The 22,245-nt window shown below is 70.4% G+C and carries 18 protein-coding genes and 1 pseudogene; 15 read left to right on the plus strand and 4 right to left on the minus strand.

Translation table 11 applies throughout. The features are described from left to right. The 3 genes and pseudogenes from Q0V34_RS18020 to Q0V34_RS18030 form a co-directional block, all read left to right on the plus strand. A pseudogene (locus Q0V34_RS18020) lies at positions 1 to 503 on the plus strand (tRNA(Ile)-lysidine synthetase); the annotation flags it as partial. A 76-nt stretch (positions 504 to 579) separates the two neighbouring features. Continuing rightward, positions 580 to 2,460: an ATP-dependent zinc metalloprotease FtsH gene (gene ftsH, locus Q0V34_RS18025; RefSeq protein ID WP_297514821.1), complete on the plus strand. Its 1,881-nt coding sequence runs from the start codon at positions 580 to 582 to the stop codon at positions 2,458 to 2,460. 172 nt (positions 2,461 to 2,632) lie between these two features. Next, a complete protein-coding gene (locus Q0V34_RS18030; protein WP_367272092.1) occupies positions 2,633 to 5,083 on the plus strand; it encodes a PAS domain-containing protein in 2,451 nt (816 codons plus the stop codon). A gap of 35 nt (positions 5,084 to 5,118) precedes the next feature. Here the strand turns inward: Q0V34_RS18030 and Q0V34_RS18035 are convergent, their stop codons facing one another. Further along, the gene (locus Q0V34_RS18035; protein ID WP_297514824.1) at positions 5,119 to 5,583 is read right to left on the minus strand and encodes a hypothetical protein; all 465 of its coding nucleotides are present in this window, start codon (positions 5,581 to 5,583) and stop codon (positions 5,119 to 5,121) included. Between the two features lie 164 nt (positions 5,584 to 5,747). On the opposite strand from Q0V34_RS18035, the gene folP reads away from it, so the two are divergent. The 5 genes from folP to Q0V34_RS18060 all read left to right on the plus strand — a co-directional run bounded on the left by folP (position 5,748) and on the right by Q0V34_RS18060 (position 9,409). Further along, complete coding sequence (folP, locus tag Q0V34_RS18040; RefSeq protein ID WP_297514827.1) at positions 5,748 to 6,560, plus strand: dihydropteroate synthase; 813 nt, start codon at positions 5,748 to 5,750, stop codon at positions 6,558 to 6,560. Positions 6,561 to 6,613: 53 nt separating this feature from the next. Next, positions 6,614 to 6,994 (plus strand): hypothetical protein, encoded by a 381-nt coding sequence (locus Q0V34_RS18045; protein ID WP_297514829.1) that lies wholly within the window; start codon positions 6,614 to 6,616, stop codon positions 6,992 to 6,994. Between the two features lie 41 nt (positions 6,995 to 7,035). Further along, positions 7,036 to 7,869: a bifunctional hydroxymethylpyrimidine kinase/phosphomethylpyrimidine kinase gene (gene thiD / locus Q0V34_RS18050; protein ID WP_297514831.1), complete on the plus strand. Its 834-nt coding sequence runs from the start codon at positions 7,036 to 7,038 to the stop codon at positions 7,867 to 7,869. Next, complete coding sequence (locus tag Q0V34_RS18055; protein WP_297514835.1) at positions 7,866 to 8,450, plus strand: nucleotidyltransferase family protein; 585 nt, start codon at positions 7,866 to 7,868, stop codon at positions 8,448 to 8,450. Before thiD ends, Q0V34_RS18055 begins: the two co-directional genes overlap by 4 nt. A gap of 137 nt (positions 8,451 to 8,587) precedes the next feature. Continuing rightward, complete coding sequence (locus tag Q0V34_RS18060) at positions 8,588 to 9,409, plus strand: PhzF family phenazine biosynthesis protein (protein WP_297514838.1); 822 nt, start codon at positions 8,588 to 8,590, stop codon at positions 9,407 to 9,409. Positions 9,410 to 9,524: 115 nt separating this feature from the next. Here Q0V34_RS18060 and Q0V34_RS18065 read toward each other — a convergent pair whose 3' ends face one another. After that, a complete protein-coding gene (locus Q0V34_RS18065) occupies positions 9,525 to 9,872 on the minus strand; it encodes a hypothetical protein (protein WP_297514841.1) in 348 nt (115 codons plus the stop codon). Between the two features lie 99 nt (positions 9,873 to 9,971). Further along, positions 9,972 to 11,918: an ATP-binding protein gene (locus tag Q0V34_RS18070; protein ID WP_297514844.1), complete on the minus strand. Its 1,947-nt coding sequence runs from the start codon at positions 11,916 to 11,918 to the stop codon at positions 9,972 to 9,974. Between the two features lie 173 nt (positions 11,919 to 12,091). On the opposite strand from Q0V34_RS18070, the gene Q0V34_RS18075 reads away from it, so the two are divergent. The 5 genes from Q0V34_RS18075 (at position 12,092) to Q0V34_RS18095 (ending at position 16,479) form a co-directional block, all read left to right on the plus strand. Continuing rightward, a complete protein-coding gene (locus tag Q0V34_RS18075) occupies positions 12,092 to 12,433 on the plus strand; it encodes a hypothetical protein (protein ID WP_297514846.1) in 342 nt (113 codons plus the stop codon). A gap of 58 nt (positions 12,434 to 12,491) precedes the next feature. Next, on the plus strand, positions 12,492 to 12,917 hold the full coding sequence (locus Q0V34_RS18080; protein ID WP_297514849.1) for a hypothetical protein: 426 nt from the start codon (positions 12,492 to 12,494) through the stop codon (positions 12,915 to 12,917). 135 nt (positions 12,918 to 13,052) lie between these two features. Further along, positions 13,053 to 14,228, plus strand: a complete 1,176-nt coding sequence (locus Q0V34_RS18085; RefSeq protein ID WP_297514851.1) for a phosphoserine transaminase — start codon at positions 13,053 to 13,055, stop codon at positions 14,226 to 14,228. Positions 14,229 to 14,359: 131 nt separating this feature from the next. Continuing rightward, positions 14,360 to 15,940: a phosphoglycerate dehydrogenase gene (gene serA, locus Q0V34_RS18090; RefSeq protein ID WP_297514854.1), complete on the plus strand. Its 1,581-nt coding sequence runs from the start codon at positions 14,360 to 14,362 to the stop codon at positions 15,938 to 15,940. A 170-nt stretch (positions 15,941 to 16,110) separates the two neighbouring features. Further along, positions 16,111 to 16,479, plus strand: a complete 369-nt coding sequence (locus Q0V34_RS18095; RefSeq protein WP_297514856.1) for a VanZ family protein — start codon at positions 16,111 to 16,113, stop codon at positions 16,477 to 16,479. 153 nt (positions 16,480 to 16,632) lie between these two features. On the opposite strand, the gene Q0V34_RS18100 is transcribed toward Q0V34_RS18095, so the two are convergent. After that, positions 16,633 to 19,830, minus strand: coding sequence for a carboxyl transferase domain-containing protein (locus Q0V34_RS18100; RefSeq protein WP_297514858.1), 3,198 nt, complete (start codon positions 19,828 to 19,830; stop codon positions 16,633 to 16,635). A 114-nt stretch (positions 19,831 to 19,944) separates the two neighbouring features. Between Q0V34_RS18100 and Q0V34_RS18105 the strand changes: the two genes are divergently transcribed. Beyond that, positions 19,945 to 20,730 carry a protein imuA gene (locus Q0V34_RS18105; RefSeq protein ID WP_297514860.1) on the plus strand — a complete coding sequence of 262 codons (786 nt, stop codon included), beginning with the start codon at positions 19,945 to 19,947 and terminating at the stop codon, positions 20,728 to 20,730. Further along, positions 20,648 to 22,180, plus strand: a complete 1,533-nt coding sequence (locus tag Q0V34_RS18110) for a DUF6504 family protein (protein ID WP_297514862.1) — start codon at positions 20,648 to 20,650, stop codon at positions 22,178 to 22,180. The genes Q0V34_RS18105 and Q0V34_RS18110 overlap by 83 nt, the downstream gene beginning before the upstream one ends. Positions 22,181 to 22,245 lie beyond the last annotated feature (65 nt).

Here is a 22,245-nt window from a genome sequence, read left to right on the forward strand (position 1 = left end):
CCGCCGCCCTGCTGTGCGCCGCCGGAACCGAGCGACCGCCGCGCGGCGAGCGCCTCCGGCGCCTGGTCGAGCGCCTGCGGTCCGGCGAGCCCTTCGCCGCCACGCTGGCGGGCGCGCGGGTCGAGGCGGGGGCGAAGGTCCTCGTCTGCCGGGACGTCGGCGAAACCGCGCGCGGCGGTCTCGCGCCGCTGGCCCTGGCGCCGGGCGAGACCGGGGTCTGGGACGGCCGCTGGGAGATCACGGCCGGCGGCCAGCCCCTGACCGTGGTTCCGCTGAAGGGCCGCGCCTCGGCCCTGCCAGCCGAGCAACGCGCCGCCCTGGCCGCCCTGTCGGCGAGCATCCGCCCCGGTCTGCCGCTGATCCTGCTTCGAGACGAGGCGCCGGGGACCCTCGCGCTTGACGATGCGGGCCTCGCGGCCGAAGGAGGAGTGCGCGCGCGTTTGCTCGTTCGAGATCGCTTCCAGGCCGCGATCGGCCTTCGCGACCAAGAATCCGTGACCTGATGTCGCGCGCGTGGCGCAAGCGCTCGCGACGCCCTATCTTGGGAAGTCGAGACTGATCGTTGGGAAGACGAAGCGTATGAATTTCCGGAACCTGGCCATCTGGCTGGTGATCGTCGTGGTGCTGGCCGGCGTGTTCGTCATCAGCCAGAACGCGCGGACGCATAATGGCGGCGAGGTCAGCTACTCGCAGCTGCTCAAGGACGTCGACGCCGGCAAGATCAAGTCGGCCGAGATCGCCGGCCAGCAGGTCGTCGCCCGGACCGCAGACAACAAGACGGTGACCGTCGCCGCGCCGCTGAACTCCGACGACTTGGTCAACCGCATGGTGGCCAAGAACGCCGACGTGAAGTTCAAGAGCGGTTCGATCAGCCTCTTGGCCATCCTGGTCCAGCTGCTGCCGATCCTGCTGGTCGTGGGCGTCTGGCTGTTCTTCATGCGCCAGATGCAGGGCGGCGCGAAGGGCGCCATGGGCTTCGGCAAGTCCAAGGCCCGCCTGCTGACCGAGAACAAGAACCGCATCACGTTCGAAGACGTCGCCGGCGTCGACGAGGCCAAGGAAGAGCTGCAGGAGGTCGTCGACTTCCTGAAGGACCCGGCCAAGTTCCAGCGCCTGGGCGGCAAGATCCCCAAGGGCGCCCTGCTGGTCGGCCCTCCCGGCACCGGCAAGACCCTGATCGCGCGCGCCGTCGCGGGTGAAGCCGGCGTGCCGTTCTTCACCATCTCGGGTTCGGACTTCGTCGAGATGTTCGTCGGCGTCGGCGCCAGCCGCGTCCGCGACATGTTCGAGCAGGCCAAGAAGAACGCCCCCTGCATCATCTTCATCGACGAAATCGACGCCGTCGGCCGTCACCGCGGCGCGGGCCTGGGCGGCGGCAACGACGAGCGCGAGCAGACCCTGAACCAGCTGCTGGTCGAGATGGACGGCTTCGAGGCCAATGAAGGCATCATCCTGATCGCCGCCACCAACCGTCCCGACGTGCTGGACCCCGCGCTGCTGCGTCCAGGCCGCTTCGACCGTCAGGTCGTGGTGCCGAACCCCGACGTCTCGGGCCGCGAGAAGATCATCCGCGTGCACATGAAGAACGTGCCGCTGGCCGCCGATGTCGACGTCAAGACCCTGGCGCGCGGCACCCCCGGCTTCTCGGGCGCGGATCTGGCCAACCTGGTCAACGAAGCCGCCCTGATGGCCGCCCGCAAGAACCGCCGCATGGTCACCATGAGCGACTTCGAGCAGGCCAAGGACAAGGTGATGATGGGCGCCGAGCGTCGCTCGATGGCGATGAGCGAGGACGAAAAGCGCAACACCGCCTATCACGAGGGCGGCCACGCGATCGTCGCGCTCAACGTCCCGGCGGCCGACCCGGTGCACAAGGCTACCATCGTGCCGCGCGGCCGCGCCCTGGGCATGGTCATGCAGCTGCCCGAAGGCGACCGCTACTCGATGAAGTACCAGCAGATGACCAGCCGCCTGGCCATCATGATGGGCGGCCGCGTGGCCGAGGAGATCATCTTCGGCAAGGAGAACATCACCTCGGGCGCGTCCAGCGACATCAAGGCCGCCACGGACCTGGCCCGCAACATGGTCACCCGCTGGGGCTATTCGGACCTGCTGGGCACGGTGGCCTATGGCGACAACCAGGACGAGGTGTTCCTGGGCCACTCGGTCGCCCGCACCCAGAACGTCTCGGAAGAGACCGCGCGTCTGATCGACGGCGAGGTCAAGCGCCTGGTGCAGTACGGCCTCGATGAGGCCCGCCGCATCCTGACCGAGAAGCTCGACGATCTGCACACCCTGGCCAAGGCCTTGCTCGAGTACGAGACCCTGTCCGGCGAGGAGATCAACGGCGTGCTGAAAGGCGTGATGCCGAAGCGCGACGAGGAAGAGACCAAGGAGACGGTGGTCGCGCCGTCCCTGGTGCCGCTCTCCCCTGCCGCCAGCGCGGGCGTCGTCGCCTGAGACGACGGACGGTCGAAGGATCAAGCCGGCTCGAAAGGGCCGGCTTTTTTCTTGCCGGCGTCCGGCGGCTGGAGCTGCCGGCCGTGAGGCGATTTTTCTCGAATGATCGGCAACCGCTCGCCGCCAGGGCCGTTGAAGCTCCACCGGAAGCACGCGCCGAGGGGGTTGGCTGTTGGAAACCGAGTTCGCCGCCGCCGAGTCCCCGGGCGTATCCGCCAAGCCAGCCTTTCTGGCCGGCGGCGGCGCGACGACCGCGTTCGGCCCGCCGGAGGCTTGGCCCGCGGCCCTGAGGGTCGTCGTGGGCATGATGCTGGCCTCGCCGATTCCGGCCTTCGTGAGCTGGGGCGCCGAGCGGCTGACCCTGCACAACGACGCCGCCCGGTCGATGCTCGGCGCGGCCAACGCCCAGACCCAGGGCCTGCCGTTCGACGCGATCTTTCCCGTGCCCGAGGGCGCGGCGCTGCTGACCCGGGCCCTGGCGGGCGAGAGCGTCGTGCGCGAGGCCGTGGCCTATGCGCGCCGCGACGGCGAGGCGGCGTGGTGCAACCTGATGGTTTCGCCGGTGCGCGACGACGACGGCGCCGTCGCGGGGGCCTATTGGGTCTGCAACGACATCACCGCCCGCATCCGCCGCGAGCAGGCCCATCTGGAGGACGAGCGCCGCTACCGCGCCCTGTTCGAGTCGATGGACGAGGGCTTTTGCGTCATCGAATTCCTGGATGGGCCGTTCGGACCGCTCAGCGACTATGTGCACGTGATGGCCAACGCCGCCTATGAGCGCCACGCGGGCATCCCCAATGTGGTCGGCCAGAAGGTGCGCGAGATGGTGCCCGCCGCCGAGGCCGGCAGCTGGGTCGAGCGCTACGGCGCGGTGCTGCGCACGGGCCAGCCGATCCGCTTCGAGCAGGAGCTGATCGCCACGGGGCGCCACCTGGAGCTGGCGGCCTTCCGCATCGAGCCGCCCGAGCTGCGCCAGGTGGCGGTGCTGTTCCAGGACGTCACCAGCCGCAAGCGGGCCGAGGCCGAGCTGCATCGGCTGAACGAGACCCTGGAGGCCCGCGTCGACCGCGCCCTGGCCGAGCGCCGCCTTCTGGCCGAGATCGTCGAGGGGACCAACATCTTCGTTCAGGTCGTCGATCTGGACCTGTGCTGGCTGGCGATCAACAGCGCCGCGGCGGGGGAGTTCGAGGCCATCTACGGCGTGCGGCCGCAAGTCGGCGACCGCATGCTCGATCTGCTCGAGGGCATGCCCGGGCATCAGGCCGCGGTGCGCGCGGTGTGGGAAAGGGCGCTGGCGGGCGAGGCCTTCGTCGAGATCGGCGAGTTCGGCGATCCCGGCCGCGCGCGGCGCTTCTACGAAATGCGCTTTCACCCGCTGCTGGACGCCGACGGCCAACGGATCGGGGCGTATCAGTTCGTCTACGACGTCACCGAGCGCCTGGCCGAGCAGCAGCGCCTGCGCGAGACCGAGGAGGCCCTGCGCCAGGCCCAGAAGATGGAGGCCGTCGGCCAGCTGACCGGCGGCCTGGCGCACGATTTCAACAACCTGCTGGCCGGCATCTCGGGCGCGTTCGAGATGATCGGGGCGCGCCTGTCCCAAGGGCGCTCGGCGGATGTCGAGCGCTATCTGTCGGCGGGCCAGGGCGCGGCCCGGCGCGCGGCCGCCCTGACCCATCGCCTGCTGGCGTTCTCGCGCCGCCAGACCCTGGCGCCGCGTTCGGTGGTCATCAATCGCCTGATGACCGACTTCGTCGAGCTGGTCCGCCGCACGGTGGGGCCGGGCATCGAGGTCGAGATGATCGCCGCCACGGGCCTCTGGGCCTGTCTGGTCGACGCCAACCAGCTGGAAAACGCGCTTCTGAACCTCTGCATCAACGCCCGCGACGCCATGCCGGGAGGGGGCAAGATCACCATCGAGACCGGCAACCGCTGGCTGGACGCCCGCACGGCGCGCGACCACGGCCTGGACCCCGGCCAATACGTCTCGATCTGTGTCAGCGACACCGGCGCGGGCATCGACAAGGCGATCCTGGAGCGGGTGTTCGATCCGTTCTTCACGACCAAGCCGATCGGCCAGGGGACGGGCCTTGGCCTGTCGATGGTCTACGGCTTCGCCCGGCAGTCGAACGGCCACGTCCGCATCTATTCCGAGGTCGGCCAGGGGACGATGGTCTGTCTCTATCTGCCGCGCCACCTGGGCGAGGAAGAGCTGGAGGCGGTCCAGCCGGACCCGGGCCTGACGCCCGCCAAGTCCGGCAAGACGGTGCTGGTGGTGGACGACGAGCCCACGGTGCGGATGCTGATCGTCGACGCCCTGACCGAGCTCGACTACGCCTGTCTCGAAGCGCCGGACGGCGCCGCGGGCCTGAGGATCCTGCAGTCGGACGCCAAGGTGGACCTGCTGATCACCGATGTCGGCCTGCCCGGCGGGCTGAACGGCCGCCAGGTCGCCGACGCGGCCCGCGCGCTGAAGCCGGACCTGCGAGTGCTGTTCATCACCGGCTACGCGGAGAACGCCGTGCTGAACCACGGCCATATCGAGCACGGCATGGAGGTGCTGACCAAGCCGTTCGGCATTGGCGAGCTCACGACCCGGATCGACCGGATGCTGCGCGAGGTCTGATCGACGCCCCCCGCCAGGGCGTCGACCGCTCTCGGTCAGGGCTGGACGTTAAAGTCGACCGGAGCCCACATTTCCTGCTTCACGAAGGTCCGCCACTTACCGCGCTCGGCCTGGATGGCGTCGGCCTGCGGCTTCGGGAAGGCCTTGTCGAACTCGGCCTTCAGCTTCAGGTCGAGCGCCTTGTTCGGGTCCATGGCCGCGAAGTTGGCGTACTGCTCGATCATGACCACGTTCGGCTCGGTCGTCTGGGCGTTGACATTGACCTGCACCGAATAGCTGAGCAGCAGGCCGGCCTTTTTCATGATCTCTTCGCCCGGCGCCCAGGTCTTCTTCAGTCCGACCAGATAGTCGTCGATCTTGTTCGGCTCGACGTGAACATAGGTCTTCACATAGACGCCCTTGCCCGGCGCGTAGTCGACCCACTGTTCGGCTTTGGCCGCGCTCGCCGCCGCCATGACCATGGCCAGCGCCGCCAGGCCGAGTTTCAAACGAGACTGCATCTTCAAACTCCCCCATGTGGAACCCGCAAGAGCGCGGGCGTTGGAACATTAACCTTCGTTAACCTGGCGACAACGGCATATTGCAGCGTTCGGCGGACGTCGTTCTCCATGTTGGGTATCGAGGCGCAGGTGACCCGCGTCTGGGCAGCGGCTAACTAGGGCGCATGTCCAGCCGAGCCCGCCCCCGCGTGATGGGGATCGTCAATGTCACGCCAGACAGCTTCTCCGACGGCGGCCGCTTCGTCGGCCTCGCCGAGGGGCTGGAGCACGCCCGGCGGCTGATCGCCCAGGGCGCCGACATCCTCGACATCGGCGGCGAGAGCACGCGCCCGGGCGCCGCGCCGGTGTCGGAGTTCGACGAGATCTCGCGCGTGGTCCCGCTGATCGAGGCGATCCGCCAGGCCAGCGACATCCCGATCTCGATCGACACCATGAAGCCGCAGGTCGCCCGCGCGGCGGTCCAGGCCGGGGCGACGATATGGAACGACGTGACGGCGCTGCGCTTCGCGCCCGAGGCGCCCGAGGTCGCCGCCGAGCTGGGCTGCGAGGTCGTGCTGATGCACATGCTGGGGCAGCCCGGGACCATGCAGGACGCCCCGCGCTATGACGACGTCGTCGCCGAGGTCGAGGCGTTCCTGCTGGCCCGCGCCCTGACCGCCATGGCCGCCGGCGTGGCGCGGGACAAGATCTGGCTCGATCCGGGCATCGGCTTTGGCAAGACCGTGGCGCACAACCTGGCCCTGCTGGCGGCGCTGCCGCGCTTTGTCGCCCTGGGCTATCCGATCCTGCTGGGCGCCAGCCGCAAGCGCTTTATCGCCGGCGTCGATCCCTCGGCCGGAGAGGCGACCGACCGGCTGGGCGGCTCCCTGGCCGCGCATCTGGCCGGCGGCGCGGCGGGCGTGGCGGCGGTTCGGGTCCATGACGTGCGCGAGACGGTCCAGGCGCTGGAGGTCCAGACGGCGATCGCGACGGCGTAGCTTGACCTAAGAAATTACTTCCGTAATCCTGATTGGCGAAAGTAGGAGCGCTTATGCCGATCGCGGTCTGGTTTTCGGTCTTCGCCAACGCGGCCGCGCCGCAGCGGATCCTGATCGTCGCGATGTTGGCGGCGGTTCCGGCGATCCTCGTCGCGCTGGCGCTCGCCTGGCGCGCGCCCAAGGGGCCCTGGCGCCGGGTGATCGCCGATATCGGCGTGACCGCCGCAGGGCTGGGCGTGCTGATCGGCGCGACCGAGAGCTTCCACATGGCCAGGACGATCCTGCGCCTGCCCTTCGACGCGACCCTAAAGCAGCTGGCGCCGGGGATCCTGGAGGTCTCGACCCTGGTTGGATTGGGGATTTCGGTGGGCCTTTTCGCCTTCGTCGCCTACCGCCTCGCACAAGGTTTCGCCCGCGAGTCCGCCCAGGCTTGAGGCGCTTTGTCAGGGCCGCGATTCCGGCCTACACAGCCGGCATGTCCAGCAAGCCCCAAGGCCGCGTCCTCGTCATCGCCGGATCCGACTCCGGCGGCGGCGCGGGGATCCAGGCCGACATCAAGACGATCACCGCCCTGGGCGGCTACGCGGCCACGGCCATCACCGCCGTGACGGTGCAGAACACCCTGGGCGTCACCGGCGTTCACCCGATCCCGCTGGACGTGATCGCCGCCCAGGCCCGCGCGGTGCTGGACGATATCGGGGCCGACGCCCTCAAGACCGGCATGCTGGGCGACGCCGGGGTGGTCGAGACCGTGGCCGCCGCGATCGACCACGCCCAGACGACGCGCGCGGGCGGCGTGCCCGCCGTCGTCGATCCGGTGATGGTCGCCAAGGGCGGCGCGCCCTTGCTGGCGCAGGCGGCGATCGGCGCGGTGAAGCGCCTGATGATCCCGCGCGCGGCCCTCCTGACCCCCAACGCCCCGGAAGCCGCGGCGCTGACCGGCCTTACGGTCGAGACCACCGACGACCTGCGCCGGGCCGGCGAGGCGCTGCTGGCGATGGGCGCCCGGGCGGTGCTGATGAAGGGCGGTCACGTGGCCCTAAGCGAAAGAGGGGGCGAGCGCGTCGTCGATGTCCTGATGACGCCGGGCGGCGAGACCACCTTCGAGGGCGAACGGATCGAGACGCGCCACACCCACGGCACCGGCTGCACCCTGGCCTCGGCCTGCGCGGCTGGACTGGCGCAAGGGCTCTCGCTGGAGGCCGCCGTGGCCCGCGCCTGGAACTATGTCCACGAGGCGATGCTGCGGGCTCCCGGCTTCGGAGCCGGCCACGGTCCGCTGGACCACGGCTGGACGCTGCGCGGATGAGCCAGACGCTGGAAGACCGCCTGCGCGCCATCGTCCGTGCCACCCCGACCACCTGGACGGTGCTGGAGACGGTGCGGGACCTCGACCTTCCCGACTGGATGATCTTCTCGGGCGCCGTCTACCAGCCGGTCTGGAACCACCTGACCGGCCGCGACCCGACCTATGGCATCAAGGACTACGACGTCGCCTATCACGACGATCGCGACACCAGCTACGAAGCCGAGGACGTGGTCATCCGGCGCGTCGCCGCCGCCTTCGAACCGCCGCTGCGGGACCTGGTCGAGGTGCGCAACCAGGCCCGCGTGCACCTGTGGTTCGCCCGCAAGTTCGGGGCCGACGAGCCCTATCCGCCGCTGGAAAACAGCGCCGCGGCCCTGAAGCGCTTCGTGGCCACCGCCTTCTGCGTCGGTATTCGGCTGGAGAAGGACGACTCGATCAGCGTCTGGGCGCCGTTCGGGCTGGAGGACCTGTTCGCCATGCGGCTGCGGCCCAATCCCCTGCGCGTGAAGGGCGCCGGCGGATGGGAGCGGACCACCGGCTCGGCCAAGGCCCGCTGGCCGGAGATCACGGTCGAGGGATAGCTTTCCTTCTACCGATTTCCCCGGCGAATGCCGGGGTCCAGATCGAAACCGCCCACGCCGATTGTCACCGGGACAATAAAGCCTTTGCCCGCCGCCGCGCCGGCGCATAACAGCGATGTCCAGTCTGGGAGACCGCCATGCGCCAGTGGACCATCGACGCCTTCGCCGCCGGCCCGTTCAAGGGCAATCCGGCCTGCGTGGTCGAGCCGCTCGACGCCTGGCCCTCCGACGCCTGGATGCAGGCGCTGGCCGCCGAGAACAACCAGGCCGAGACGGCCTTCCTGCTCAAGACCGATGACCCCGCGCGCCACGGCCTGCGCTGGTTCACGCCGGCGCTCGAGGCCCCGCTGTGCGGTCACGCCACCCTGGCGGCGGCGCACGCGCTGTTCGCGGAGCTAGCGGTCGACGTCCCGCTGCTGACCTTCGACACGCTGTCGGGACCGCTGACCGTGCGGCGCGTCGGCGAGAGGTTGGAGATGGACTTTCCGGCCGACCCGCCGCGCCGGACCGATATCCCGGCGGGCCTTGCCGAGGCCCTGGGCGCGAATCCGCTGGAGGTCTGGGCCGGCGCCTATCTGGTCGCGGTGCTGGACAGCGAGGCGACCGTGCGCGGGCTGAAGCCGGATCTGGCCGCGATCAAAGCGCTGCAAGGCGAGGCGACGGGCGGGCCGGGGCAGGTCGTGGCCGTGGCGCTGGCCGACGCCGATCGCCCCTACGCCGTCGTCAGCCGCTTCTTCGCGCCGGGCTTCGGCATTCCCGAGGACCCGGCCACTGGCTCGGCGCACTGCATCCTGGCGCCGCTGTTCGGCGAAAAGCTGGGCGCCGAGGTCCTGAAATTCCACCAGGCCTATCCGGGCCGGGGCGGCGACCTGGAATGCGAAAACCGCGGCCCGCGCGTCTTGCTGCGCGGCCGCGGCTTCACGGTCATCGAGAGCCGGCTGCGCGTGGCGCCGGCCTAGAGCCTGTCTGCTTCGAATGGACTCATTCGAAGCAGACAAACAGGCTCGCTTTCAAACATTTAGAGCGTGCTAGCCGCCGAAACCGCTCACACTTTCGGCCATCACGCTCTAAGCCTTACCAGCGGCCCGGGCGGTGCTCGCCATAGCCGTAGCCATAGTCGCGATCGTGGCGCTCGTAGCGGATTTGGGCGCTCAAGCGGTCGAAGCGGCGATCGAGGTCGGCGCGTTCCCAGCCGCTCAGGCCGCCGCGACGATACTGGCGCTCCAGGCGCTCGGTGTCGCGCAGCTCGGCGCGCAGGCGATAGGCTTCGCCTCGCGTCAGCGAGCCGTTGCGCAGGCCCATGTCGATGCGGCGGTCGAGCATGGCTTGGCGGTCATAGAACGACTGGGCCGAGGCGATGGCGGGAACGGTGGCGGCCGCGAGGGTCGAGACCGCGGCGATCGAGATCAGGATCTTCTTCATCGTTCGGTTCCTCTCTGAACTTTGCGTCGCGTCTGGGGGGAGGGAGCGACGGTTCGAAGAGAAGACCACGTCCAGCCTGAAGCGGTTCTGAGCCGCTCGTTATCTGCCGTTCATCTGGACGGCGCGAAGCGGCGCGCTCCCGCCCGGGCGCGCGGCTTCAACCGCCGTCTCGATGGCCGCGTAGAGCTTGCTGACCTCGATCGGCTTGGCGACATGACCGTCCATGCCGGCGGCCAGATAGCCGTCGACCTGATGGGCCAGGGCGTTGGCGGTCACGGCGATGATCGGCGTGCGAGCGCGGCCTTCCTCGGCCTCGATCGCCCGGATGGCCTGGGCGGCCTCGACGCCGTCCATGACCGGCATGTGGATGTCCATCAGCACGATGTCGAAGGGATCGGCGCGCCAGGCCGCGACGCACGCGGCGCCGTCGGCGACCAGCACCACCTCGGCGTCGAGCGGCGCCAGCACGGCGGCGACCACCTGCTGGTTCGTCGGATTGTCGTCGGCGGCCAGGATCCGCAGGCGCGGGCCTTCGCTGTCGCGCTCGATGGCGGCGGGCGGCGCCCTGGGCGGCTTGGCGACCGGCGGCGGGGCCTCGTCGTCGATATAATGGACGGCCTTCAGGGTCTCCTCGCGCGGCAGGGCGAGCAGAACGGTGAAGGTCGAGCCGCGGCCCTCGCGGCTCTGCACCCGGATCGAACCGCCCATCAGCGCGGCCAGCTCGCGGCAGATGGCCAAGCCGAGGCCCGAGCCGCCGAAGCGACGCGTGGTCGAGCTGTCGGCCTGCACGAACTTGTCGAACAGTCGCGGCAGGATGTCCGGCGAGATGCCGATGCCGGTGTCGGCCACGTCGATCCGCAGGCCCGAACCGTCCTCGGCCGAGGCGAAACGCACGGCGACCGCGCCCTGCAGTGTGAATTTCAGGGCGTTGGAGATCAGATTGCCCAGGATCTGGCGCAGCCGGTCGGCGTCGCCGCGCCACAGGCCCTGCGCCTCGGGCGCCACCGCGACCTCGAAGGCCAGGCCCTGGGTGCGCGCCTGGGGCGCGAAGGTCTCGCGGATGGACTGGGCCAGCTGGGCGATGTCGAACGGGCGGTCCTCGATCTCCAGGCGACCGGCTTCGATCTTCGACAGGTCCAGAACGTCGTTGAGCACGCCCAGCAGAACCGAACCCGACTCGCGGATCACCGCCAGGCGCTCGCGCTGGGCGTCGGTGAGGTCGTCCATGGCCATCACCTCGGCCATGGCCAGCACGCCGTTCAGCGGCGTGCGGATCTCGTGGCTCATATTGGCCAGGAAGTGCGACTTCAGGACATTGGCGGCGTTGGCGTCGTCGCGCGCCTTGACCAGCTCGGCCATGGCGCCGCGCAGGTCGTGATCATTGGCCTCCAGCCGCGTCACCAGGTGGTTGAAGCTGTCGGTCAGGCTGTGGAACACGTCGTCGTCGGCGGTCTGCTCCACCAGCTTGAAGCGGCCGCCGACGGCCGTTTCGTGCATGGCTTCCGACAGGCGCTCCATCGGCCGGGCCAGGCGCCGGGCCAGGCTGTTGGCCAGCAGGATCGCCAGCCCGGCGGCGCCGAAGAACAGGGCGCCGGTCAGGGCCAGGTCGCGGGCCAGGGTCTCGCCCAGGCCGGGACGCTTGACGATCAGCACCAGGGCGCCGACGGTCTGGGAGGAAAGCTTGATCGGCCGGGTCAGGGCGTCGGCGTCCGCCAGGCTGGCCTGGCCGAGCTGAGCCACGACGCGGCCGTCCGTCCCGACGATCCGCGCGCCCGCCACGCCCGGCGCCTTCGCCACGGCTTCCAGCGCGCGATAGACGCCCACCATGTTGTGGTCGGCCAGCGGGGCGGCGGCGCCGGCGGCGGCCATCTGGGCCAGGATCTGGTGGTTGGCGCGCGCCTCCTGACGGGCGACGCTCCATTGCTGCAGCATGAAGCACAGACAAGCGGCCACCAGCGCCAGCACGGTGGTGGCCAAGGCCACGCCGGCGATGCGCGCCTGCAGCGGCGCGTGGTTTGACCCGCTATGGTTGTGGTTCTGACTCATCCCACGCCGAGGTATTCGGAAAACTAGGTTCAGTGTGCCGCAAGGTTCCTAACGGTTCGCTTCCAAGCCTGGGCGAGCCACGCGACAAAACAACGCTAAGGTACATTTCATTATTGCTTTTCTCTTAACAATTCGTTTACCCTTCCTCTTAGTTTTTCGTTAAGGAGGCGGGCGTGGAAAAGGTTTTTGTAGCTCAACGTGTTGCGACGAAGCTGTTTTCGTCGGAGAGCGCCGTGGACGCGGCGATGGTCGAAACGGCCGAACTGATGGCCGACCTGCTGAAGGCGCGTAAGGATCTCGGCCTGTCGGCCGTGGTCGGCGATAACGCCGCGCGGAAGCTGTCCGAAGCGATGGCCGCGCTCAGCCAAGCGCGCTCGGCCATGGTCGAGGCTCATAACGAACTGAACGACGTGAAGCTGCGCATTGGCGTGCGCACCAAGATGGTTGGCTTCGAAGATAAGCCGCCGGAAACCAATGGTCTTCGCGACGTTCGCGGTCTCCGCGACGCGTCGTAAAGCAACATTGCAATAGTTTAACACCTAAGGCCTCTAATTCCGGTTAGAGGCCTTTTCCATGTACACTTCGATTGCGCCGATCCTAGGGTGGATTGTGCTGGTCGCCATTCTGGCGCTGGCATGGCTTCGTGGTGGGGCGGCGGAGCGTATCGGCGCGCTGATAGTGCTGGTTTCGGCGGCCTGCGCGGTGATGATTCATCTTTTGGCTCCGAAGGCTGTTCAAGCCCCGCTGTTGCTCATCGATGAGGTCTTCGTCGCGGTGAGCTTTCTCGCGCTGGCGCTGCGCTATATGAGCGTTTGGCTGGGCGCGGCCATGATCCTGCAAGCCGTCCAGTTCAGCCTGCACGCCTACTATCTCATCGGCGAACTGCCGCGAGATCATTTCTACGCCGTCGTCAATAATCTCGACTCGCTGGGCGTGCTGCTCTGCATCCTGATCGGCACGCTGCTTGCCTGGCGCAAGCGGGCTCAACTCGCAAAATAATTGCCGGACGCGGACGATCGGTTCGTCGCGCCGCAAAATCTCTCCTTGCAATCGGGGCCGAAACGCGGTTTCTCGCCGGCGGGCCACGCCCTCCCAACGGGGCGCTGCTCATCTGCAAGGATGGGAGACATCGCAGTGACTGACACCCTCGCCAAGCCGGCGATCCGCCCGGCGCGTCCCGAGTTCTCTTCCGGCCCGTGCGCCAAGCGGCCCGGCTGGACCCCCGAAAATCTCAGAAACGCCGTCCTCGGCCGCTCGCATCGCTCGAAGCTGGGCAAGGCGCGCCTGAAAGCCGCCATCGACCAGACGCGCGAAGTGCTGGAGGTCCCCGCCGACTTCCTGATCGGCATCGTCCCCGGCTCGGACACCGGCGCCGTCGAGATGGCGATGTGGTCGATGCTGGGCGCCCGCCCGGTCCAGCTGCTGGCCTTCGAGTCCTTCGGCAAGGACTGGGTCACCGACGTCACCAAGCAACTGAAGCTGCGCGACGTGGAGGTGCTGAGCGCCCCGTACGGCCAGCTGCCCGACACCTCCAAGGTCGATCCGGCCAAGGACCTCGTTTTCACCTGGAACGGCACGACCTCGGGCGTGCGCGTGCCCAACGCCGACTTCATCTCGGCCGACCGTGAAGGCGTCACCATCTGCGACGCCACCTCGGCGGCCTTCGCCCAGGAGCTGGACTGGGCCAAGCTCGATGTCGTGACCTTCTCCTGGCAGAAGGCGCTGGGCGGCGAGGGCGCGCACGGGATCCTGATCCTGTCGCCGCGCGCCGTGGCCCGCCTGGAAAGCTACACGCCGGCCTGGCCGATGCCGAAGCTGTTCCGCATGACCAAGGGCGGCAAGGTGTCGCTCGACATCTTCGAGGGCGCGACGATCAACACGCCGTCGATGCTCTGCGTGGAAGACGCGCTGGACGCCCTGAAGTGGGCCTCGTCCATCGGCGGCCTCGAGGCCATGCGCGCCCGCGCCGACCAGAACCTGAAGGTGCTGGCCGACTGGGTCGCCAAGACGCCGTGGGTCGACTTCCTCGCCGCGACGCCGGACATCCGCTCGAACACCTCGGTGTGCCTGAAGGTCGTCGATCCCAAGATCGCGGCCCTGCCGGAAGACGCCCAGGCCGACTTCGCCAAGAAGCTGGCCAGCCTGCTCGAGAAGGAGGGCGCGGCCCTCGACATCGGCGGCTATCGCGACGCCCCGGCGGGTCTGCGCATCTGGTGCGGGGCCACGGTGGAGGCCTCGGACCTCGAGGCCCTGACGCCCTGGCTCGACTGGGCCTTCGCCACCGTCAGCGCCGAACTGGCCGCCGCTTAACTCCCATGCTCCGAGCCACCCCTCCCCCTTGCGGGGAGGGGCAGGGGTGGGGGTGACCCCCGCCGCCTCAGTGCTCGCACCCCCACCCCCGGCCCCTCCCCGCAAGGGGGAGGGGAGAAGGACTTCAGACCATGACCGCTCCCCGCGTCCTCATCGCCGACAAGCTCAGCCCCGCCGCCGTCGACATCTTCAAGAACCGCGGCGTCGATTTCGACATCAAGACCGGCCTCTCCAAGGACGAGCTGATCGCCGTGATCGGCGACTATGACGGCATCGCCATCCGCTCGGGCGCCAAGCTCGACAAGGACGTCATCGCCGCCGCCCACAAGCTGCGCGTCATCGCCCGCGCCGGCATCGGCGTCGACAATGTCGACATCCCGGCCGCCACGGCCAAGGGCGTGGTGGTGATGAACACCCCGTTCGGCAACTCGGTCACCACGGCCGAGCACGCCATCGCCATGATGTTCGCCCTGGCCCGCCAGATCCCCGCCGCCGACGTCTCGACCCAGGCCGGCAAGTGGGAGAAGAACCGCTTCATGGGCGTGGAGCTCTACGCCAAGACGCTGGGCCTGATCGGCGCCGGCAATATCGGCTCGATCGTCGCCGACCGGGCCCTGGGCCTGAAGATGAAGGTCGTGGCCTACGACCCCTTCCTGTCGCCGGAACGCGCCGTCGAGATCGGCGTCGAGAAGGTCGAGCTGGACGACCTCCTGGCCCGCGCCGACGTCATCACCCTGCACACGCCGCTGACCGACAAGACCCGCAACATCCTGTCGGCCGAGAACCTGGCCAAGACCAAGAAGGGCGTGCTGATCGTCAACTGCGCTCGCGGCGGCCTGGTCGACGAGGTCGCCCTGCGCAAGCTGCTGGACGAGGGCCACGTGGCCGGCGCCGGCTTCGACGTCTTCGTCACCGAGCCGGCCAAGGAAAACCCGCTGTTCGGCAGCGACAAGGTGGTGGCCACGCCGCACCTGGGCGCCAGCACCAGCGAGGCCCAGGAGAACGTCGCCCTGCAGGTGGCCGAACAGGTCAGCGACTACCTGCTGACCGGCGCCGTCACCAACGCCCTCAACAGCCCGTCGATCACGGCCGAAGAGGCCCCCAAGCTGAAGCCGTTCGTGGCCCTGGCCGAGAAGATCGGCGCCCTGGCCGGCCAGATGGTCGACTTCGGCGTCAAGGCCATCGACATCGCCTACGAGGGCGAGGTTTCGAACCTCAACGTCAAGCCGATGACCTCGGCCGCCCTGGCCGGGGTGCTGAAGCCGATGCTGGCCGAGATCAACATGGTCTCGGCGCCGGCCATCGCCAAGGAGCGCGGCATCACCGTCTCCGAAAGCCGCCAGGAGGTCAGCCCCACCTATGACAGCCTGATGCGCGTGACCATCACCACCGAGAAGGGCAAGCGCGCCTTCGCCGGCGCGGTGGTCGCGGGCGCGCCGCGCATCGTCGAGGTCAAGGGCATGGAGCTGGACGCGGCCTTCTCGCCGGCCATGCTGTACGTCAACAACCTGGACAAGCCGGGCTTCATCGGCGCGCTGGGCATGCTGCTGGGCGAGGCGGGCGTCAACATCGCCACCTTCAACCTGGGCCGCCTGGCCGCCGACGAGGACGCCATCGCCCTCGTCGGCGTCGACCAGGCCCCGGACGCCGCCCTTCTGGCCAAGATCCAGGCCCTGCCGCACGTGAAGGAAGCCCGCGCGCTGACGTTTTGAGGTTGAAAGTCCTTCTCCCCCTGCGGGAGAAGAGCCTGCCCCGGACTTGATCCGGGGTGTCATCCGGAGGGCCGGATGAGGGGTTTCTCGACGCCGTCGGCGCGACCCCTCACCCGGCCCTTCGGGCCACCCTCTCCCGCGAGGGGAGAGGGACATCCCCAAGGCCCCGCATGTCCCCGCTCTTACCCCGCAAGATCAACCGGGCCGGCCTGGCGGTCTTCGTCGCCGCCGTGGCCTTCACCCTGTTCGCGGCGCTCTCGCCCGGCGACGACACGTCGGGCCTGATCCCGTGGGACAAGGCCAAGCACTTCATCGTCTTCTACGGCCTGACCTTCCTGGCGACGATCGCCCTGCCCAAGAGCCGCTACTGGAAGATCGGCCTCGTCCTGGTGGGCTTCGGGATCGCCATCGAGATCCTGCAAGGCCTGCCGATCATCGGCCGCGACTGCGACCCGTTCGACGTGGTGGCGGACACCTGCGGCATCGGCTTCTACTTCGGGCCGATCGTCGTGGCGCGCTGGCTGGCGCGGGAAGACTGACCTTCCACCGTCTCCCCGGCGAATGCCGGGGCCCAGCCGAACCCACGCGCCTTCCTCGGCTGACCGGGAAGTAGAGCGAGCCCACCTCAACCTCTCCGGATGAATCTGGGCCCCGGCATTCCCCGGGGAGAACGGGATTTTGGCCGGGATGGGTCAGAAGCTATCCACCCGCACTTCCCACGGCCGCGACACCCCCGCCGCCGCGTCGAGCCCGCCGAGGATCCAGCGCCGGGTGTCGGCCGGGTCGATCACCGCGTCGATCTCCAGGGCCGCGGCCATGCTGGTCGCCTTGCCGGCCGCATACAGCCGCGCCACCAGCTGGTCGTAGAGCGCCTTCCGCTTCACCGGATCGGTCTCGGCTTCCAGCTCCTTGCGGTAGCCGAGCTTGACCGCGCCCTCCAGACCCATGCCGCCGAACTCGCCGGTCGGCCAGGCGGCGATGAAGGCCGGGGCGTGGAAGGAGCCGCCCGCCATGGCCTGGGCGCCGAGCCCGTAGCCCTTGCGCGTCACCACGGTGAACAGCGGCGAGCGCAGCTTGGCGCCGGCGATGAACTGGCGGCTGACGCGGCGCACGGCGGCGGCGTCCTCGCTCTCGGGCCCGACCATGAAGCCGGGCGTGTCGCACAGGCTCAGCACCGGCAGGGCGAAGGCGTCGCAGAGCTGCAGGAACCGCGCGGCCTTCTCGGCCCCCTCGCCGTCGATCGCCCCGCCCAGGTGGCGCGGATCGTTGGCGATCAGGCCCATCGGCCGGCCCTCGATGCGGATCAGGCCGGTGACCATGCCGGCCGCGAAGCCGCCGCGCAGCTCCAGAAACGAGCCCTCGTCGACCAGGCCGGCGATCAGCGCCCGGACGTCATAGACCCGCAGGCGGTTCTCGGGGATCGCGGTTCGCAGCCGCCGCTGATCCGGGACCGTCCAGCTGGGCAGCGGGCCCTGGAAATAGGACAGGGCCTGCTTGGCCAGCCGCGTGGCGTGGGCCTCGTCGTCCGCGAGAAGGTCGATGACCCCGTTCTTCCACTGCTGGGCCGAGGGGCCGATCTGCTCGGGCCGGAAGACGCCCAGGCCGCCGCCCTCGATCATGGCCGGGCCGCCCATGCCGAGATTGCTGTCGCGGGTGGCGATTATGATCTCCGACAGACCGGCGATGGCGGCGTTGCCGGCGAAGCAGCGGCCGGCGACGATGGCGATCTTGGGGACCAGGCCCGACAGCTGGGCGAAGCTTCGGAACGTCGGCACGTCCAACCCGGCCACCGCCGTGGTGTCGGTGTCGCCCGGCCGCCCGCCGCCGCCCTCGGCGAACCACACGACCGGCAGCCTCTGGTCGGCGATGACGCTCATCAGCCGGTCGGACTTGCGGTGGTTCATCGCGCCTTGCGTGCCGGCCAGCACGGTGAAGTCGTAGGCCAGGGCGGCGGTGCGCGCCCTGTCCGGCGGGAAGAGGGCGCCATTGACGGTCCCGATCCCGGTGATCAGGCCGTCCGCCGGGGTGCTGACGATCAGGTCCTCGGTCGAGCGCCGCCGCTTCTGGGCGGCGATGGCCAGGGCGCCGTATTCCAGGAAGCTGCCGGGGTCGACCAGGTCGTCGATGTTCTCGCGCGCGGTACGGTGGCCGGTCTTGCGGCGCTTGGCGACGGCGTCGGGACGGGCTTCGTCCAGGGTGTGGCGGTGGCGGGCGAAGACCTCGGCGAGGTCGGGGCGGATCGCGTCGAGGTCCTCGACGACCGCTTCGGCGGCTTCCGCGCCGGCCGTCTCGACCGGTTCCAGCAACGCCAGCGCCTGGCCCTCGACGAGGGTCTGGCCGGGCTGGACCAGGATCTGGACCACCCGGCCGCCGGTGGGGGCGGGGACCAGGTGCTCCATCTTCATCGCCTCCAGCACGGCCAGGGCTTGGCCGGGGCGGACGAGATCGCCCTCGGCCACGGCGACCGATCCGACGATGGCCGGCAGCGGGGCGGCCACGGCGATCGCGCCGTCCGGGGCCTCGAAGGTCGCGACGGACGCCTCCGACGGCAGGCCCTCGACCAGCTCGGCGGCGTGGTCCTCGATGAAGCGGGTGGTCGGCGTCTCGGGGGCGGCGGCCAGGATGGCGCGGATCAGCGGCGCGGTGGTCGCGACGCCCTCGACCACCAGCTCGGCCAGCGCCCGGTCGAGCCGGGCCGAGGCCTCGGTCGAGGTCCGCCCGCGCGCGATCACCTTGGCCAGCAGGCTGTCATAGGCGCCGCCGATCGCCTGGCCGGCCGCGACGCCGGCGTCGACCCGCACGCCCGGTCCGCCCGGCGGGCTCCACGCGGCGAGGGTCCCGGCCGAGGGCTTGACCAGACCCTCGGCGGTCAGGGTCTCGGCGTTGATCCGCGCCTCGATCGCGACGCCCCGGGCGGCGGGAGCCGAGGTCAGGCCCAGCGCCTCCAGGCTCCGGCCGGCCGCCAGGTCGAACTGCAGGCGGACGAGATCGAGGCCGGTGACTTCTTCCGTCACCGTATGCTCGACCTGCAGGCGCGGATTGACCTCGATGAAGAAGGCCTCGCCCGTTTCGGCGTCGATCAGGAACTCGACGGTGGCCAGGCCGCGATAGCCGGCGCACAGCCGCTCGGCCCAGCCGGCCAGGGCGGCGGCCAGGCTGCCCGGCAGGGCGGCCGGGGCGATCTCGACCAGCTTCTGGTTCCGCCGTTGCAGCGAGCAGTCGCGATCGCCCAGGGCCAGGACCTCGGCCCCGTCGCCGGCGATCTGCACCTCGACGTGGCGCGCCCGCTCGATCCGCTTTTCGGCGTAGAGCCCCTCGTCGCCGAACGCGGCCAGGGCCTCGCGGGCGCAGGCGGCGAAGGCGGTCGCGAGCTCGCCAGGGTCCAGCACGGCCCGCATGCCGCGCCCGCCGCCGCCGGCCCGCGCCTTCAGCATGATCGCCCCATGCTCGGCCTGGAACGCCTGGGCCGCGTCCAGCGTGAGCGGGCCGGTCCCGGGGATCAGCGGCAGGCCCCGTTCGGCGGCCAGCGCCCGGGCGGCGGCCTTGTCGCCGAAGGTCTCAAGGTGCTCGGGCGAGGGGCCGACGAAGACGATCCCGGCCTCGGCGCAGGCCCGCGCCAGGGCGGGGTTCTCCGACAAAAAGCCATAGCCCGGATGCAGGGCGTCGCAGCCCTCGCCCTTGGCGGCGGCGAGGATGGCGGCGAGGTCGAGATAGGCCTTGGCCCCCGCGCCGGGCAGGGCGACCGCGCGGTCGGCGGCGGCGCGGTGCGGACTGGCCGCGTCGTCCGTCGCGAAGACGGCGACGCTTTCGATCCCGGCCTCGGCCGCGGCGCGGGCGACGCGGACGGCGATCTCGCCGCGATTGGCGATCAGGACGCGGGACAGGGACATCGCAGCTCTCTTCATACGGCCGTTTGAGACACTTTGGCCGGTCCGGCCCGACTCTCCAAGGCTTGACTCCGGCCTGCCTGAAGGTCAGAACAAAAGTGGAACAAGGAGTGGAGGATGGCCGGATCGCGCGAGGCGCGTCTTGCGGCCCTGAGAGGCCGGATCGCCGCGATCGAAGCGGGGACTCGGACTCCGACTCCGGTCCTGCCGTTTGGCGATCCGGCTATCGACGACTGCTTTCCGGGCGGCGGCCTGCCGCTGGGCGGCTGGCACGAGGTGGTCGGCGCGGGGCTGGAGGACGAGACCGGCGCGGCCCCCGCCGTCTTCGCCGGCCTTCTGCTGCGGTCGCTGATGGCTAGCGGAACCAGGGCCGGGGCGGTGGTCTGGGTCGCGCGGCGGTCGGACCTGTTCGCGCCCGGCCTGACGGGCCTGGGCGTGTCGACCGACCGGCTGATCCAGGTGCGGGCCCGCGACGAGGCCGAGACCCTGTCGGTGCTGGAGGACGCCCTGGCCACCCAAGGGGTCGCCGCCGCCATCGCCGAGGCCGAGCCGCCGGACCTGACCGCCGGCCGCCGCCTGCAACTGGCCTGCGAGAAGCGCGGCGGTTTGGGCCTGGTGCTGCACCGACGGCCCTATGGCGGCGGCAAGGCGCGGGCGGTCTCGGGCTCGGCCTCGTTCAGCCGCTGGCGGGTGGCGCCCGCCCCCGGCGCGCCGCCGCCGGACGACATCGGCCTTGGCCCGCCCCGCTGGCGGGTCGCGTTGGAGCGCTGCCGGGGCGGACGTCCCGGCGGCTGGATCTTGGAGCAGCAGGAGGCCGGCCATGGCCCGCATCCTTTCCGTCTGGTGTCCGAACTGGCCGATCACGACGTGTCGGCGGCGGAGCCCCTGCGCCGGGTCGGATAGATCCTCCCCCTTCGCCCTCCTGGTCTCGGAACGCGGAACCCGCCGCCTGGCCGCCGTCGACGACCGCGCCCGGGCGCTGGGCCTGTCCGCCGGGCAGAAGGCCGCCGACGCCCTGGCCCTGGTCCCCGAGCTGGTCACCGCCGACCACGACCCGGCCGCCGATCGCGCGGCGCTGGAGGCCCTGTGCGACTGGTGCGTGCGGTTCTCGCCGGCGGTGGCGATCGACGGCGACGACGGCCTGTTTCTCGACATCACCGGGACCGACCACCTGTGGGGCGGCGAGGCGGCGATGCTGGTCGATCTTGTGGCGCGGCTGGCGCGCTGGGGCGTGCCGGCGCGGGCGGCGATCGCCGACACGGCCGGCGCGGCCTGGGCCCTGGCGCGCTTCGGCGACGACCTGGCCATCGCCCCGCCGGGCGGCCAGCGCGCGGCGATCGAGGCCCTTCCCGTGGCCGCCCTGCGCCTGGAGGAAGCTGCCGAGGCTCAGCTGCCGCGCCTGGGCCTGCGCCGGATCGGTCAGCTCCTGGCCCTGCCGCGCGCCCAGCTGGCGAAGCGGTTCGGCCTGTCGACGACCCTGCGGCTGGACCAGGCCCTGGGCCAGGCGGCCGAGGCCCTGACCTTTCGCCGGCCGGCCTCGCCCTGGTTCGACCGCCTGGCCTTCTTCGAGCCGATCAGCGCGCCCGAGGACCTGGCCCGCGTGGCCGGCGACGCCCTGGCCCTGATCTGCCGACGCCTGGAGGCGGAAGGGCGCGGGGCCAAGCGGTTCGAGGTCGTGTTCCACCGCCTGGACGGCCAGGCCTTTCCGGTGCGGGCGGGCCTGGCGCGGGTCGGCCGCGACGCCCGGCGGCTGACCCGGCTGGTCGTTCCCAAGCTGGACAAGGTCGATCCGGGCTTCGGGATCGAGGTGGTCACCGTCCACGCCGCCGCCGTCGAGCCGATGGCGGCGGCCCAGGAGCGGCTGGACGCCGACCCCGACGCGACGCTGGACGAGACCCTGGCCCCGCTGGTGGATCGGCTGGTCAATCGGCTGGGCGAGCACCGCGTCTGGCGGGCCGATCCGCATCCCAGTCACGTGCCCGAGCGCTCGGTGGTCCGCGCCGGGCCGCTGGACCCGGTCGCCACCGCCCGCTGGGACCCCGACCGCCCGCGCCCGGTGCGCCTGTTCCGCCGGCCCGAGGCGATCACCGCGCTCGCCAAGGTGCCCGACGATCCGCCGGTCCAGTTCACCTGGCGCGGCCGCGCGCACCGGGTCCGCCGCGCCGAGGGCCCCGAGCGGATCGGCCAGGAATGGTGGCGGGCCGGGGTGGGCGAGGGCGAGACGGGCCCCGGCAAGGTCCGCGACTACTACCGCGTCGAGGACGAGGCGGGCGGCCGGTTCTGGATCTATCGCCAGGGCCTGTTCGGGTCGGATGAAGCGCCGAAGTGGTGGATCCATGGCCTGTTTGGTTGATCCTCCCCCTCTGGGGGAGGTGGCCCCCACGGGTCGCGCGAAGCGCGCGCCCGAGGACAGGCTCC

The organism is uncultured Caulobacter sp., from assembly GCF_947036865.1.
Classification (GTDB): domain Bacteria; phylum Pseudomonadota; class Alphaproteobacteria; order Caulobacterales; family Caulobacteraceae; genus Caulobacter.